Source organism: Streptomyces paludis (assembly GCF_003344965.1).
GTDB classification, from domain to species: Bacteria; Actinomycetota; Actinomycetes; order Streptomycetales; family Streptomycetaceae; genus Streptomyces; species Streptomyces paludis.
This window is the reverse complement of the sequence record NZ_CP031194.1, coordinates 6408706-6423979: the sequence shown is the minus strand read 5'-3', so window position 1 is coordinate 6423979 and position 15274 is coordinate 6408706. Positions and strand designations below refer to the sequence as shown.

Annotated in this window: 11 protein-coding genes; 4 read left to right on the top strand and 7 right to left on the bottom strand. The window is 70.9% G+C overall.

The window, feature by feature from the left end; genetic code table 11:
• Positions 1 to 17 precede the first annotated feature (17 nt).
• The 3 genes from DVK44_RS28400 to DVK44_RS28390 all read left to right on the top strand — a co-directional run bounded on the left by DVK44_RS28400 (position 18) and on the right by DVK44_RS28390 (position 4842).
• The gene (locus DVK44_RS28400) at positions 18 to 1313 is read left to right on the top strand and encodes a ribonuclease D (RefSeq protein ID WP_114663237.1); all 1296 of its coding nucleotides are present in this window, start codon (positions 18 to 20) and stop codon (positions 1311 to 1313) included.
• A gap of 185 nt (positions 1314 to 1498) precedes the next feature.
• On the top strand, positions 1499 to 2719 hold the full coding sequence (locus tag DVK44_RS28395) for a thiolase family protein (RefSeq protein WP_114663235.1): 1221 nt from the start codon (positions 1499 to 1501) through the stop codon (positions 2717 to 2719).
• Positions 2716 to 4842 carry a 3-hydroxyacyl-CoA dehydrogenase NAD-binding domain-containing protein gene (locus DVK44_RS28390; RefSeq protein ID WP_114663233.1) on the top strand — a complete coding sequence of 709 codons (2127 nt, stop codon included), beginning with the start codon at positions 2716 to 2718 and terminating at the stop codon, positions 4840 to 4842. Before DVK44_RS28395 ends, DVK44_RS28390 begins: the two co-directional genes overlap by 4 nt.
• Before the next feature lie 114 nt (positions 4843 to 4956).
• On the opposite strand, the gene DVK44_RS28385 is transcribed toward DVK44_RS28390, so the two are convergent.
• Positions 4957 to 6012 (bottom strand): hypothetical protein, encoded by a 1056-nt coding sequence (locus DVK44_RS28385; protein ID WP_114663231.1) that lies wholly within the window; start codon positions 6010 to 6012, stop codon positions 4957 to 4959.
• 94 nt (positions 6013 to 6106) lie between these two features.
• Here DVK44_RS28385 and DVK44_RS28380 point away from each other — a divergent pair, with 94 nt between their 5' ends.
• Positions 6107 to 6484 carry an NTP pyrophosphohydrolase gene (locus tag DVK44_RS28380; protein WP_181957678.1) on the top strand — a complete coding sequence of 126 codons (378 nt, stop codon included), beginning with the start codon at positions 6107 to 6109 and terminating at the stop codon, positions 6482 to 6484.
• A gap of 36 nt (positions 6485 to 6520) precedes the next feature.
• Here DVK44_RS28380 and DVK44_RS28375 read toward each other — a convergent pair whose 3' ends face one another.
• From DVK44_RS28375 to DVK44_RS28350, 6 genes are all read right to left on the bottom strand, one after another.
• Positions 6521 to 8017, bottom strand: coding sequence for an amino acid permease (locus DVK44_RS28375; protein ID WP_114663229.1), 1497 nt, complete (start codon positions 8015 to 8017; stop codon positions 6521 to 6523).
• 154 nt (positions 8018 to 8171) lie between these two features.
• A complete protein-coding gene (gene dxs, locus DVK44_RS28370) occupies positions 8172 to 10079 on the bottom strand; it encodes a 1-deoxy-D-xylulose-5-phosphate synthase (protein WP_114663227.1) in 1908 nt (635 codons plus the stop codon).
• A gap of 309 nt (positions 10080 to 10388) precedes the next feature.
• A complete protein-coding gene (locus tag DVK44_RS28365) occupies positions 10389 to 11726 on the bottom strand; it encodes a sugar ABC transporter permease (RefSeq protein WP_114663218.1) in 1338 nt (445 codons plus the stop codon).
• Positions 11723 to 12511, bottom strand: coding sequence for an ATP-binding cassette domain-containing protein (locus DVK44_RS28360; protein WP_114663216.1), 789 nt, complete (start codon positions 12509 to 12511; stop codon positions 11723 to 11725). Before DVK44_RS28360 ends, DVK44_RS28365 begins: the two co-directional genes overlap by 4 nt.
• A 244-nt stretch (positions 12512 to 12755) precedes the next feature.
• The gene (locus DVK44_RS28355) at positions 12756 to 13868 is read right to left on the bottom strand and encodes an ABC transporter substrate-binding protein (protein ID WP_181957677.1); all 1113 of its coding nucleotides are present in this window, start codon (positions 13866 to 13868) and stop codon (positions 12756 to 12758) included.
• Positions 13869 to 14001: 133 nt separating this feature from the next.
• Positions 14002 to 15201 (bottom strand): ROK family transcriptional regulator, encoded by a 1200-nt coding sequence (locus tag DVK44_RS28350; RefSeq protein ID WP_114663214.1) that lies wholly within the window; start codon positions 15199 to 15201, stop codon positions 14002 to 14004.
• Between the last annotated feature and the right edge of the window lie 73 nt (positions 15202 to 15274).

The window sequence follows — 15274 nt, the reverse complement described above, 5'->3', positions numbered from 1 at the left end:
ACGGATACCCTTGACCGGTGACCGACGCCCAAGACACCGCAGCAGAGCCAGCACTGCGAGCTACCGGGGGCCCGCGGCACCAGCCGCTGTTGTCGCAGCCCCCGGCCGACGTCGAATCGGCGCCGATCCCCTTGCTGGAGCCCCGCGAGGGCATTCCGCCCGTGGTGGCCACCGAGGAGGCCCTCGCCGAGGTGATCGCGGCCTTCGCCGCCGGCACCGGACCCGTCGCCGTCGACGCCGAGCGCGCGTCCGGCTACCGGTACGGCCAGCGCGCCTACCTCGTCCAGCTGCGCCGCGAGGGCGCGGGCAGCGCGCTGATCGACCCGGTCGGCTGCCCCGACCTCTCCGCGCTCGGCGAGGTGCTCGCCGACGCCGAGTGGATCCTGCACGCCGCCACCCAGGACCTTCCGTGTCTGCGCGAAATAGGCATGACACCGACCCGGCTGTTCGACACCGAGCTGGCCGGCCGGCTCGCGGGCTTCCCCCGGGTCGGCCTCGGCGCCATGGTCGAGAACGTCCTCGGGTACGCCCTGGAGAAGGGGCACTCCGCCGTCGACTGGTCGACCCGGCCGCTCCCCGAGCCCTGGCTGCGGTACGCCGCGCTCGACGTCGAGCTGCTGATCGACCTGCGGGACGCGCTGGAGAAGGAGCTGGACCGGCAGGGCAAGCTCGACTGGGCCCACCAGGAGTTCGACGCCATCGCCGCCGCCCCGCCGGCGCCCCCGCGCAAGGACCCCTGGCGCCGTACCTCCGGGATGCACAAGGTGCGCCGCCGCCGTCAGATGGCCGCCGTACGCGAGCTGTGGACCACCCGCGACCGGGTCGCGCAGCGGCGCGACGTCTCCCCCGGCAAGGTGCTCAGCGACACCGCGATCATCGAGGCGTCCCTCGCCATGCCCGGCGACGCCCAGGGGCTCGTCGGGCTGCCCGGGTTCGGCCGGATGGGCAGACGCCAGCTCGAACAGTGGCAGGCGGCGGTCGACCGGGCGAAGGGCCTGCCCGACGGCGAGCTGCCCCAGCCCGGCCAGACCGTGGCCGGTCCGCCGCCGCCGCGCTCCTGGGCCGACAAGGACCCGGAGGCCGCGGCCCGGCTGTCGGCGGCGCGGACGGCCGTCTCGGCGCTGGCGGAACGGCTGAACATGCCGCAGGAGAATCTGATCACACCGGACACGGTGCGGCGGGTGTGCTGGGAGCCGCCGCGCGAGCGCTCGGTGGAGGCGGTGGCCGAGGCGCTGACGGGGTACGGGGCCCGGCCCTGGCAGGTGGAGCAGGTGGCGCCCCTGCTGGCCCGCGCGGTGGCGCCCGCCGGCTGAGCGGATCCACCCGGTGGCGGTGGCGGTGGCGGGGCGCCCCTGATCGGCGCCCCTGCCCGCCCTCCGCGCGGCCCCCTGCCGCCCCGTGAGAGGTATCGCTCTCCACCAGGGGTGGGCAGGCTGGTTACTCGCAAGTAGCATGGGGGGCGGAAGCGTGCCACCCCGCACCCTGGAGGAGAGCCATCGTGCCTCGTACCGTCAGGGATGTCGTCTTTGTCGACGGCGTCCGCACCCCGTTCGGCAAGGCGGGCCCGAAGGGCGTCTATCACGAGACCCGGGCCGACGACCTCGTCGTGAAGGCGATCCGGGAGCTGCTGCGCCGCAACCCGGACCTCGATCCCGCGCGGATCGACGAGGTCGCCATCGCGGCGACCACGCAGATCGGTGACCAGGGGCTGACGCTCGGGCGGACCGCGGGGATTCTCGCGGGGCTGCCGCAGTCCGTGCCCGGGTACTCGATCGACCGCATGTGCGCCGGCGCGCTGACCGCCGTCACCACGACCGCGGGCTCGATCGCCTTCGGCGCGTACGACGTGGTGGTCGCCGGGGGCGTCGAGCACATGGGCCGGCACCCGATGGGCGAGGGCGTCGACCCGAACCCGCGCTTCGTGTCGGAGAAGCTGGTCGACGAGGCCGCGCTGTTCATGGGCATGACGGCGGAGAATCTGCACGACCGGTTCCCCCACCTGACGAAGGCCCGCGCGGACGAGTACGCGGTGCGTTCGCAGGAGAAGGCGGCGAAGGCGTACGCGAACGGGAGGATCCAGCAGGATCTGGTGCCGATCTCGGTCCGCCGGACCAACGCCGACGTGGGAGAGACCGGCTGGGGGCTGGTCACCGCCGACGAGCCGATGCGGCCCGGTACGACACGGGAGATGCTGGCCGGCCTCAAGACCCCGTTCCGGCCGCACGGCCGGGTCACCGCGGGCAACGCGGCGGGGCTCAACGACGGCGCGACCGCCTCGCTGATCGCCGCCGAGGACTTCGCGCGCGAGCAGGGCCTGCCGGTGCGGATGCGGCTCGTCTCGTACGCCTTCGCGGGCGTGGAGCCCGAGGTGATGGGGTACGGGCCGATCCCGGCGACCGAGAAGGCGCTCGCCAAGGCGGGGCTCTCGATCGGGGACATCGGGCTCTTCGAGATCAACGAGGCGTTCGCGGTCCAGGTGCTGGCCTTCCTGGACCACTACGGGATCGCCGACGACGACGCGCGCGTCAACCAGTACGGCGGCGCCATCGCGTTCGGCCACCCGCTGGCCTCCTCGGGCGTACGGCTGATGACGCAGCTGGCGCGGCAGTTCGAGGAGCAGCCGCAGGTGCGCTACGGAGTGACCACCATGTGCGTGGGCTTCGGCATGGGCGCGACGGTCATCTGGGAGAACCCGCACTTCGACGGAGGCGACAAGTGAGCACAGCGGAACTCCTGAGGGGCGCGGCCGAGCTGTTCCCCGGTGAAGTGGTCACACAGGCGCATGTGCGCCATCTCGAACTGCCGGGCGGTGCCGGGCGGTTCGCGCTGATCACACTGGACAACGGTCTCGACCACACCAAGCCGACGACGTTCGGCCCGCAGTCGCTGGCGAATCTGGACGCGGCGATCGACCAGGTCGAGGCGGAGGCCGCGGAGGGCTCGATCGTCGGCGCGGGGGTGACGGGCAAGCCGTTCATCTTCGCCGTGGGCGCCGACCTCAAGGGTGTGGAGCTGCTGAAGCGCCACGAGGACGCGCTGGCCATCGGCCGGGGCGGCCACGAGGTGTTCAAGCGGCTGGCGGCGCTGGCGGTGCCGACGTTCGCGTACTACAACGGCGCCGCGATGGGCGGCGGTGTCGAGATCGGGCTGCACTGCTCGTACCGTACGGTGTCGGCCGCGGCGGCGGCGTTCTCGCTGCCCGAGGTCTTCCTCGGGCTCGTGCCGGGCTGGGGCGGCTGCACCCTGCTGCCGAATCTGATCGGCGCGGACCGGGCGGTCTCGGTGGTCATCGAGAACTCGCTCAGCCAGAACCGTCAGCTCAAGGGCGCCCAGGTGCGTGAACTGGGCATCGCCGACGCGCTGTTCGAGGGCGCGGACTTCCTGGAGCGCTCGCTGGTCTGGACGGCGGGCGTGCTGACGGGCGAGATCACCGTGGAGCGGCCCGAGGTCGACCGGGGCGAGGCGTGGGACCAGGCCGTGGCCCGGGGCCGGGCCTTCGCGGACTCCAAGGTGCACGGCGCCGCGCCGGCCGCGTACCGCGCGCTGGAGATCATCGAGGCGGCCAAGGACGGCGATCTCCAGGCCGGGTTCGACGCCGAGGACACGGCGCTGGCCGATCTGATCATGGGCGGCGAACTGCGGTCCGGCATCTACGCGTTCAATCTGGTGCAGCGGCGTGCCAAGCGGCCGGCCGGGGCTCCGGACAAGGCGCTGGCCCGGCCCGTCAGCAAGGTGGGGGTCGTCGGCGCGGGGCTGATGGCCTCGCAGCTGGCGCTGCTGTTCGTCCGCCGTCTTGAGGTGCCGGTCGTGCTGACGGACATCGACCAGGAGCGGATCGACAAGGGGGTGGGCTATGTCCACGCCGAGATCGACAAGCTGCTGCTGAAGTCCCGTATCAACCAGGACAAGGCCAACCGCCTCAAGGCGCTGGTGACCGGGGTGCTGGACAAGGCCGAGGGCTTCGCGGACGCGGACTTCGTCATCGAGGCCGTCTTCGAGGAGATGGGCGTCAAGCAGAAGGTGTTCGCCGAGGTGGAGGCGGTCGCTCCGGCGCACGCGATCCTCGCCACCAACACCTCGTCGCTGTCGGTCTCCGAGATGGCGTCGAAGCTGAAGAACCCCGAGCGGGTCGTCGGCTTCCACTTCTTCAACCCGGTCGCGATCCTGCCGCTGCTGGAGATCGTGCGCGGCGAGCGGACCGACGACGCGTCGCTGGCGACCGCGTTCGGTGTGGCGAAGAAGCTCAAGAAGTCGGCCGTGCTGGTGAAGGACGCCCCGGCGTTCGTCGTCAACCGCATCCTGACCCGCTTCATGGGCGAGATCCAGAACGTCATCGACGAGGGCACCCCGGTCGAGGTCGCGGAGCGCGCGGTGGAGCCGCTGGGGCTGCCGATGTCGCCGCTGGTGCTGCTGGAGCTGGTCGGTCCGGCGATCGGGCTGCATGTGTCGCAGACGCTGCACGGCGCGTTCCCCGAGCGGTTCACCGTCTCGGAGAATCTGGCGGCGGTCGTCGCGGCCGGCAAGCGGGGGTTCTACGTGTACGACTCCGGAAAGCCGGAGCTGGACCCGGAGGTCGCCGCGCTGCTGAAGCAGGGCGACACCGTACTGACCGAGGAGCAGACCCGGGACCGGGTGCTGGACGCGGTGGCGCGGGAGATCGGGCTGATGCTCGACGAGGGCGTTGTCGCGGAGGCGCAGGACATCGACCTGTGCCTGCTGACGGGGGCGGGCTGGCCCTTCCACCTGGGCGGCATCACGCCGTACCTGGACCGGGCGGGGGTCTCGGAGCGGGTGAACGGGAAGCGGTTCCTGGCGGCGGGTGTGGCCAGCGTGCCGGAGTAGGCGCGGGCTCGGGCCGGATGGACCGACCGGGGCGGGCCGTGCGGGGAATCCCCCCGTACGGCCCGTTCCCGTAGGTCCGTTCCCGTGGTCAGGTCCGTTCCCTTGGGCCCGTTCTCAGATGCGGGTCCATGCCTCCAGCGCGAGGCCCGGCTCCGCCTTCTGGCGGGCCACCCGCAGCGCGCCGTCCTCGCCCATCGCCGCCAGCACCACCCGGCCGGTGCCGTCCAGGGCGAGGGCGGGCGCGCCCACGCAACGGTCCCCGATACGGGTCCAGTTGAGGCCGGCAGCCTCGTCCTCCGTCGGGTAGGCGGCGATTCCGGTACGGCCGTCGGTGCCGCACTGCGCCAGGATCACGCAGTCGTGGCCGTCGACGGAGGTACGGAGCGCGGCCGGCGGGCCGACGCCCCGGCCGCCGAGCGGGACGGGCTCCTTGCCGGGCCGCCAGGCGCGGACCCCGCCGTCGTCGGCGTCGCGCCAGAAGTGGGTGAGCCGGCCGGGGCCGGTGCGCTCCGCGATGAGGGTGCCGGATTCGACGCGGACCGCCGGTTCGTCGTCGGAACGCACCAGTCCGGAGTCGGACTTGCCGCGGAACCAGCGGACGAGGGAGCCGTCCGCGGGGACGAGCAGATCGACCAGCCCGTCGTCGGTGAGGGAGGCGGCGGTCTCGCCGGTGAGCGGCTTCCCCTTGGGGTTGGCGCCGCCCCATGCCTTCCAACGGCCGCTGACGGTCTGTCGTTTGACGGAGAGTCCGCCGTTCGCGTTCCGCACGAAGAGCTGGAGGGAGTCGGTGTCGTCCACGATGAGGGACGGCAGTCCGATGGCGGCGCCCTTCTCCATGTCCTTGCCGTGCGGATTGCCGAGCGAGAACCAGTCCCGCAGCGGCCGGCCGGTCTGGAACTGGACGGCGTGCACGAGATCGGTGTCGTCGGGCCCGCCGGCGCGCGGGCGCTTGCGTACCGCGAGCAGATGGACGAAGCCCGCCTCGCTGCGGGCGATGGCGACATGGGGCAGCAGCCCCTCGGCCGCGAGGAGTTCGGGGCCCGTCCAGTCCGGGCCGCCCACCCGTTGTTCGGTCCAGCGCAGCACACCGCCGGCTGTCGGCGCGTACGCCGTGAGCCTGCCGTCCTTGCCGCGCAGGAGCCAGCCGGTGGTCGCGGGGAGCGTTGTCATGGCCTGCCGGCCGCCTTTCCGATCCGCCGAAAACCCAGCCACGATAGTACGCGGGGCCTTCGGCGCGGTTCACTGTGGCAGGCTGCCCGGTGTGCTGACGCAAGTGATCGTCGACGCGGCGAATGTGGTGGGGTCCGTCCCGGACGGCTGGTGGCGGGACCGTCGCAGGGCCACCGAGCGGCTGCGGGACGGCCTCGTACCGTATGCCGAGGAGGGGTTGCCGGGGTGTCCGGGGCCCGTCGAGGTGGTGCTCGTGGTGGAGGGCGCGGCGCGGGGTGTGGCGCCGGTGGCGGGGGTACGGGTGGAGGCGGCGCCGGGCGGCGGCGACGATCTGATCGCGGAGCTGGCCGCGCGGGCGGCGGCCGACGGGGCGCCCTGTGTGGTCGTCACGGCCGACCGGGAGCTGCGGGGGCGGGTGGCGGCGTACGGCGCGCGGTGCGTCGGGCCCCGGACCGTACGCCCCGCCTCTTAGGGCGCCCCGCCTCTCAGGGCGCCGCCCGACCGCTCCTCAGGACCGGCCCAGGCGGCTGTGGGAGCGGCCGTAGACGAAGTAGACGACGAAGCCGAGGACCATCCAGACGCCGAAGCGCAGCCAGGTCTCGGCGGGCAGGTTGAGCATCAGCCACACGGACGCGAGGACGGACGCGGCCGGTACGTACGGCACGAGCGGGGTGCGGAAGGCGCGCGGCAGGTCGGGGCGGGTCCTGCGGAGGATGATGACGCCGAGGGCGACCACGACGAACGCGAACAGCGTGCCGATGTTGACGAGTTCGGCGAGTTCCTCGATGGAGGTGAAGCCCGCGACGACGGCCACGACCAGCCCGAGGAGAAGCGTCGAGCGGTAGGGCGTGCCGAACTTCGGGTGGACCCGGGAGAAGGTCCTCGGCAGCAGTCCGTCACGGCTCATCGCGAAGAAGACCCGGGTCTGGCCGAGCAGCAGGATCATGCAGACCGAGGTGAGTCCGACGGCGGCGCCGAAGCTGATCAGTCCGGCCCAGAAGGGGTGGCCGACCGCTTTGAACGCGTCGGCGAGGGGGGCGTCGACCGTCAGTTCGGTGTAGTGCTGCATCCCGGTGACGACGAGGGAGACGGCGACGTAGAGCACGGTGCAGATGAGGAGGGAGCCGAGGATGCCGCGCGGCACGTCGCGCTGCGGGTGGACGGTCTCCTCGGCGGCGGTCGCGACGATGTCGAAGCCGATGAAGGCGAAGAAGACCACGGCGGCGGCGGTGAAGATGCCCATGACACCGAAGTCGCTGGGGGTGAATCCGGCCATGAGCTGGATGATCGGCGCGCTCAGTCCGCTCTCGCCGGTGCGTGGCTCGGACGGCGGGACGAACGGGTGGTAGTTGGCGCTCTTGATGAAGAACGCGCCGACGATGACGACCAGCAGGACGACGGTGAGCTTGATGCCCACGATGACCGAGGTGATCCGGGAGGAGAGCTTCATCCCGACGACGAGGATCGCGGTGAGGACGAGGACGAGGAGGAAGGCGAGCAGGTCGAAGCCGAAGTGCCCGTCGTGGGTGCCGTCGAGTCCGTCGGGCATGCTGATCCCCGCGTTGCCCATGAGGGAGCGCACATAGCCGGACCAGCCGACCGCCACCACCGCGCAGCCGAGCGCCAGTTCCAGGACGAGGTCCCAGCCGATGATCCAGGCGGGCAGCTCGCCGAGCGAGGCGTACGAGAAGGTGTAGGCGGAGCCGGCGACCGGCACCGTCGAGGCGAACTCGGCGTAGCAGAGGGCGGCCAGCGCGCACACGACACCGGCGACGACGAAGGCGAGGGCGGTGGCCGGGCCCGCGGTCTGCCGGGCGACGACGCCGGTCAGGACGAAGATGCCGGTGCCGATGATCACGCCGACGCCGAAGACCGTCAGGTCGAGGGCGGAGAGGGACTTTCTGAGGGCGTGCTCGGGATCCTCCGTGTCACGGATCGACTGCTCGATGTTCTTGGTGCGGAAGACGCCGTTTCCGGCCGGTCCCGGGGCCTGCTGCGTACTCAACGGCCTACCTCCGTGTGCGCGTTCATCCGGCCATGATCGGGAGGCGTGCGGCCCCGCGTCGGCGGTGGCGCCGTATTTCACACGGATGGGCCGTTCGGACCACCCGTACAGGGCGGACCGAACGGCCCTTCGGCGGTTCTGGCGGGCTCTCCGGTCAGTCCCGGGCGGCCTCGGTGGGCGAGTGCGCCAGCCGGCCGTCCAGCTTCGCGACCAGGCCGGTGACCTGGCGGGCGATGTCCGGCGCGGTCAGCCCGATCTCGGTCAGGACCTCGGCCCGCGAGGCGTGGTCGAGGAAGCGCGACGGGATACCGAAGTCGCGCAGGGGTACGTCGACGCCGGCGTCGCGCAGCGCCTGGGAGACGGCGGAACCGACCCCGCCGGCACGGCTGTTGTCCTCGACGGTGACGACGACGCGGTGCTGCTCGGCGAGCGGGGCGAGGGCCTCGTCGACGGGTTTGACCCAGCGGGGGTCGACGACGGTGGTGGTGATGCCCTGTTTGCCGAGCAGGTCGGCGATGTCGAGGCACATCGGGGCGAGCGCGCCGACGGAGACCAGCAGGACGTCCGCCGTACCCTCGTCGGCCCTGCGCAGCACGTCCATGCCGCCGATCCGGGCGACGGCGGGTACGGCGGGGCCGACCGCGCCCTTGGAGAAGCGGACCACGGTCGGGGCGTCCTCGACGGCGACGGCCTCGCGCAGCTGGGCGCGGACCTGGTCGGCGTCGCGGGGTGCGGCGATCCGCAGTCCGGGGACGCACTGGAGGATCGACATGTCCCACATGCCGTTGTGGGAGGCGCCGTCGGTGCCGGTGATACCGGCCCGGTCGAGGACGAAGGTCACCCCGCAGCGGTGCAGGGCGACATCCATCAGGACCTGGTCGAAGGCCCGGTTGAGGAAGGTCGCGTAGACGGCGAAGACGGGGTGCACTCCGCCGGTGGCGAGACCGGCGGCGGAGACCGCGCCGTGCTGCTCGGCGATCCCGACGTCGTAGACCCGGTCGGGGAACGCCTTGGCGAACCTGTCGAGTCCGACGGGCTGGAGCATGGCCGCGGTGATGGCGACGATGTCGGCGCGCTCCTTGCCGAGCTTGACCATCTCCTCGCCGAAGACGGAGGTCCAGTCGACGCCGGAGGAGGCGATCGGCAGTCCGGTGTCGGGGTGGATCTTGCCGACGGCGTGGAAGCGGTCGGCGTCGTCCTGGAGGGCCGGCTGGTAGCCGCGGCCCTTCTCCGTGATGCAGTGGACGATGACCGGGCCGCCGAAGCCCTTGGCGCGCAGCAGCGCGGACTCCAGGGCTTCGAGGTCGTGGCCGTCGATCGGGCCGACGTACTTGAGGCCGAGGTCCTCGAACATGCCCTGCGGGGCGATGAAGTCCTTGAGGCCCTTCTTGGCGCCGTGCAGGGTCTCGTAGAGGGGCTTGCCGACGACGGGGGTGCGGCCCAGGATGTCCTTGCCGCGGGCCAGGAAGCGTTCGTACCCGTCGGTGGTGCGCAGGGTGGCGAGGTGGTTCGCGAGGCCGCCGATGGTGGGCGCGTAGGAGCGCTCGTTGTCGTTGACGACGATGACGAGGGGGCGGTCCTTGGCGTCGGCGATGTTGTTGAGCGCCTCCCAGGCCATGCCGCCGGTGAGCGCGCCGTCCCCGATCACGGCGACGACGTGGTCGTCCTTGCCGCGGACCTCGTTGGCCTTGGCGAGGCCGTCGGCCCAGCCGAGCACCGTCGAGGCGTGGGAGTTCTCGATGATGTCGTGCGCGGACTCGGCACGGGACGGGTAGCCGGAGAGGCCGCCCCTGCTCTTGAGCCGGGAGAAGTCCTGACGGCCGGTGAGCAGTTTGTGCACATAGGACTGATGGCCCGTGTCCCAGAGGACCTTGTCCTTCGGGGACTCGAAGACACGGTGCAGGGCGATGGTCAGCTCGACGACACCGAGGTTGGGGCCGAGGTGGCCACCGGTCTTGGAGACCTCCGTCACAAGAAAGGACCGGATCTCCCCGGCCAGCTGCTCCAGCTGCTCCGGTCCGAGCCGGTCCAGATCGCGCGGTCCCTTGATCAGGGGGAGCAACTCGCCCTCTTCGCCCGTCGCCGCCCCTGCCCGACGCGCTTCGCGCGGCACCTGCGTCACTGTGCCTCCTTGCTGCTGTGGAATGGTCGAGCCTGCCGATCCGCAGAGTCTAATGTTCCACTCGTGCGGGTGGTCGGCGGGCTGTACGTAGTGAGTCACCCGAACGGCGGTATGTACGTCATATTGGCGGACGCCGGGGCGTGACGGTGCCCGACACCCCGATGAGGGGGTGCCGGGCAGGGTTTTTTCCGCGTTTCCGGGGCCTTGCCGGAGCCTTCGCCGGGGCGTGCGCCGGGGGTGTGCGGTGGGTCAGGCGCGGCCGGCGGTCTTCTGGGTCTTGCGGGTCACGGCGTCGATGACGACGGTGGCCAGCAGCACCGCGCCGGTGATCATGAACTGGACCGCCGAGGCGATGCCCTGGAGGGCGAGCCCGTACTGGATCGAGACGATCACCAGCACACCGAGGAGCGCGCTCCAGGTGCGGCCCCGGCCGCCGAAGAGGCTCGTACCGCCGATGACGGCCGCCGCGATGGCGTTCATCAGCAGGTCGCCGCCGCCGGCGCTCTGGTTGGCGGAGGCGATCTTGGAGGCGATGAAGAGACCGCCGACGGCCGCGAACGTACCGGCGATCGCGAAGACCGAGATACGGATCATGGTGACGTTGATACCGGCCCGGCGGGACGCCTCGACGCTGCCGCCGAGCGCGAAGACCTTGCGCCCGTACGAGGTGCGGCGCAGGACGAAGTCGGTGATCACCAGCATCGCGAGGAAGATCACGACCGCCAGCGGCAGGCCCTTGTACTGGTTGTAGAGGACCGCGACGGCGAAGGCGACCACCGCGAGCAGGGCCGTGCGCAGCACGATCTCGTTGAGCGGGGTGGACGGCACACCGACCGCCTCGCGGCGCCGGTTCTCCAGGAACGAGGTGAGGAAGTACGCCGCGACCGCGACGGCGGCGAGCCCGTAGGCGGCGGCCACATCGGTGAAGTAGTAGCTGGTCAGATGGGCGACCACGCCGTCGGAGTCCAGGTTGATCGTGCCGTTGTCGCCGAGGATCCGGAGCATGAAGCCGGACCAGAACAGCAGTCCGGCCAGGGTGACGGCGAAGGCGGGCGCGCCGACCTTGGCGAAGAAGAAGCCGTGGACCGCGCCGATGACCGTACCGCTGAGGATGGCGACGAGCAGGGCCAGCCACTCGTTCACACCGTGGGTGACGCTCAGCACGGCGACGATGGCGCCGGACACGCCGCTGACCGAGCCGACCGAGAGATCGATCTCGCCGAGCAGCAGGACGAAGACGATACCGACCGCGATCATGCCCGTACCGACCATGGCCACGGAGATGTCGGAGAGGTTGTGCGCGGTGAGGAAGTTCGAGTTGAGGCTCTGGAAGATCGCCCAGATGATGATCAGACCGACGACGACCGGCAGGGAGCCGAGGTCACCACCGCGTATCTTGCGCCCGAACTCGGTCACATAGCCGGCGAGGCCCTGTTCGCGCACGAGGAGCCGGGGGTCGACCACGGTGACGGAGCCGGCCGCGGCGGGCTCGGCCGCCGCGGGCGCGCCGGGCGCGGCGTCGGCTGTCGTCGCGGGCGCGGTGCCGGCGTCCTTGCCGAGCGGCGTGGAGGGGTTGTCCGTACTCACTTCTGAACCTCCACAGTGCGCGACGCGCGGCGGGTCACGGCGTTCTCCGTGGCCCCGGTGATGGCGGCGATGATCTCTTCCTGCGTGGTGTGCGCGACCTCGAACACACCGTTGTTGCTGCCGAGTCTGAGCACCGCCACCTTGTCGGCGACGGCCTTGACGTCGGCCATGTTGTGGCTGATGAGGAGGACGGCGAGACCGCGCTCCCGCAGCCGCTCGACCAGGTCGAGCACCTGGGCGGTCTGCTCGACCCCGAGGGCCGCCGTCGGCTCGTCGAGGATGACGAGCTTGGGGTCGCCGAGCATGGACCGGGCGATGGCCACGGTCTGGCGCTGGCCGCCGGAGAGCGAGGCGATCGGGATACGGACGCTGGGGATCCGGATCGACAGGGTGGTGAGCAGCTCGCGTGAACGGCGCTCCATCTCCACCTCGTTGAGGACGCCCCAGGCGCGCAGCTCGCGGCCGAGATAGAGGTTTCCGACGACATCGAGGTTGTCGCAGAGCGCGAGGTCCTGGTAGACGGTCGCGATGCCCAGGTCCTGGGCGTCGTGGGGGCGGCCGATCGAGACGGGCCTGCCTTCCCACTCGATGACTCCGTCGTCGATGGGGTGCACCCCGGCGATGGTCTTCACCAGGGTGGATTTACCGGCTCCGTTGTCGCCCACCAGGGCGACCACCTCGCCGGGATGGACCTCAAGCTCCACATCGGTGAGCGCCTGGACGGCACCGAATCGCTTGGAGACCCCTCGCAACGCCAGCACGGGCGTAGCGGTCACGTGAACCATCTCCTTCGCCGCCTGACCGGCGGGGATGCCGCGCCGGTCAGCGGCGCGGAGGTCGAGCAGAGGGGGGGTTCTGTCCGGCACCCCGCCCCAGCTGCGGGGCGTTGACGGGCGGGGTGCCGGACAGGCTTCACCGGGGCGGGCCACCGGGTGGTCCTGACGGAGTCCGCGTGGTCCGGGGAGTCCCCGCGGTACGGGGAGTCCGGGCGGCGCGGAGGGTCCGCCGGCCGTAACGGCCCGGTCGGGGTTACTTCAGACCGATCGCGTCGCAGCCGGCCTTGTACTTGGCGGTGCAGATCTCGGAGAGGGTGTAGATGTTGTCCTTGAGGACCGTGTCGTTGATGTTGTCCTTGGTCAGCGAGACGACCGGGACGAGCACGGACGGGATGCCCTGGTTGGACGGGCTGTCGACGGTGGTGCCGCTGGTGATGGAGTCGAGCTTCTCGCCCTTGGCGAGGGCGATGGCCATCTCGGCGCCGATCTCGGCCTCGCGCGGGTAGGGCTTGTAGACGCTCATGAACTGCTCGCCGGCGACGATGCGCTGGACCCCGGCGAGTTCGGCGTCCTGGCCGGTGACCGGCGGGAGGGGGGAGAAGCCGGCGCTCTTGAGGGCGGTGATGATACCGCCGGCCATGCCGTCGTTGGCGGAGTAGACGCCGATGATCTTCTTCTTGCCGAGGGCGGAGATGGCGCCTTCCATGTTGGCGTTGGCGTTCTCCGGCTTCCACTCCTTGGTGTCGTACTCCTTGCCGACGGTCACCTTGCCGTCGAGCACGGAGTGCGCGCCCTTCTTGAAGAGAGCGGCGTTCGGGTCGGTGACCGCGCCGTTCATCATGACGATGTCGCCGGACTTGGCCTTGTCGCCCAGCTGGTCGAGGAGCGCCTGCCCCTGGACCCGGCCGACCTCTTCGTTGTCGAAGGAGGTGTACGCGTCGATCGGCCCCTCGGCGAGCCGGTCGTAGGCGACGACCGGTATGCCGGCGTCCTTGGCCTTCTGGACCGAGCCCTTGATCGCCTTGGAGTCGACCGCGTCGATCATCAGCACGCTCACCTTGTTGGTGATCATGGTTTCGACCTGCTGGGCCTGCGTCGTGGCGTTCTGCTTGGCGTTGTTGTAAACGACCTTTCCGGTGCCGCCGGTCAGTTCGCTGACTTTCTTCTCGATCAGGGGCTTGTCGAACTTCTCGTACCGGGCCGTCTCGTTCTCCGGGAGCAGCAGGCCGACCGTGATGGGGCCCTTGTCCGCCGCGGGCTTCGAGGACGTATCGGTGGCCTTGTCGCCGGATTCCTTGGCGCTGCCGCAGGCGGCGAGAGAAACGGCCATGGCGGTGGCGGCGGCGGCCACGACAGTGCGACGCATCATTGCGTTCACTTCAAAAACCTCCCTGACGAGGCCGCGTCATTGCGGCCGAGGTGGCAGGAAGTCAACTCGCCAGTAACAGCGGCGTCAAGGAGTTAATCCTTAACAAGATGACAACGGTGCCATTCGTTATCTAAGTGAAGGCGGGCAGTTCTACGGGAACGGTACTTTCCAGCAAGGTCGAATCGCCCATTTCACTCAGTACGAGGGCGAGCGCCCCCAGCACCTCGGCCCGGCCGCCGAGCGCCCCGGGGAGCACCGAGAGCTGACGGGCGGCGCTCGGGATGGCGTACCGGGAGACGGACTCCCGGATCGGCGCGAGGACCAGCTCCCCCGCCTCGGCGAGATCGCCGCCGAGCACCACCCGGCTGGGGTTGAGCAGATTGCAGAGATTCGCCACGCCGCTGCCGACATGGCGGCCCACGTCCGCGATGACGCGGCGGCAGCCGGGATCGCCCTCGCGGGCGAGCTGGACGACCCGTTCCATGGTGAGGTCCGCGCCGTGGTTGGAGCGGAGCAGCGGCAGTACGTAGCGGGTCGCGGCGAAGGTCTCCAGGCAGCCCCGGTTGCCGCAGCGGCAGACCGGGCCCGACTCGTCGAGCGTGATGTGCCCGATCTCGCCGGCCGTGCCGCCGGGTCCCCGGTAGATCTGGCCGGCTATGACCAGTCCGGCGCCGACCCCGCTGCCGACCTTGATGTAGGCGAGGTCCTTGACCCCCCGGCCGCTTCCCCAGACCATCTCGCCGAGCGCGCCGAGGTTGGCGTCGTTGTCCACGTACACCGGTACGCCGAGGCGCCCGGCCAGCTCGTCGCCGGGGTTGATCCCGGACCAGCCCGGCAGGATCGAGGTGGAGCCGAGCGTGCCCGATTCGACGTCGATCGGGCCCGGGACGCCGAGTCCGACACCGATCACCTTCTGACGGCTGACGCCGGTGGTCACGATCAGCCGCTCGACCAGTTCCTCGGCCCGGCCGAAGCCCTGGGCGGACGAGGCGTCCACATCGAGGGGTTCGGACTCCTCGGCGAGGACCTGGTGGGCGAGGTTCCCGATCGCCACCCGCAGATGCGTATGGCCGAAATCCACTCCGACGACAATGCCCGCGTCCCCGCTCAGCGAGACGCTGCGGGCCCGGCGGCCGCCGGCCGAGGTGGGGGTGACCTGGACCGTACCGCCGTCCTTCAGCTCCCGGACGATATTGGAGACCGTGGCCGCCGAGAGCCCGGTGGACCTGGCGATCTCCGCCTGGGTGAGCGAACCGGCCATACGTACGGCGCGTACGACCCGTTCGAGGTTGGCCCGGTGCAGCGAGGACTGCGACCCTGGAGTCTCCACGACTCATCCACTCCCGCCCTTGACGGACGGCGCGACGGCCGTCCCCGGCCGGGGCCGCGACGATGAGACCCCG

Bases quoted from the DNA above. Each gene is read 5' to 3' on its own strand.
- DVK44_RS28355 (WP_181957677.1), bottom strand. From the start codon at position 13,868: ATGCGTCGCACTGTCGTGGCCGCCGCCGCCACCGCCATGGCCGTTTCT.
- DVK44_RS28360 (WP_114663216.1), bottom strand. From the start codon at position 12,511: ATGGTTCACGTGACCGCTACGCCCGTGCTGGCGTTGCGAGGGGTCTCC.
- DVK44_RS28385 (WP_114663231.1), bottom strand. From the start codon at position 6,012: ATGACAACGCTCCCCGCGACCACCGGCTGGCTCCTGCGCGGCAAGGAC.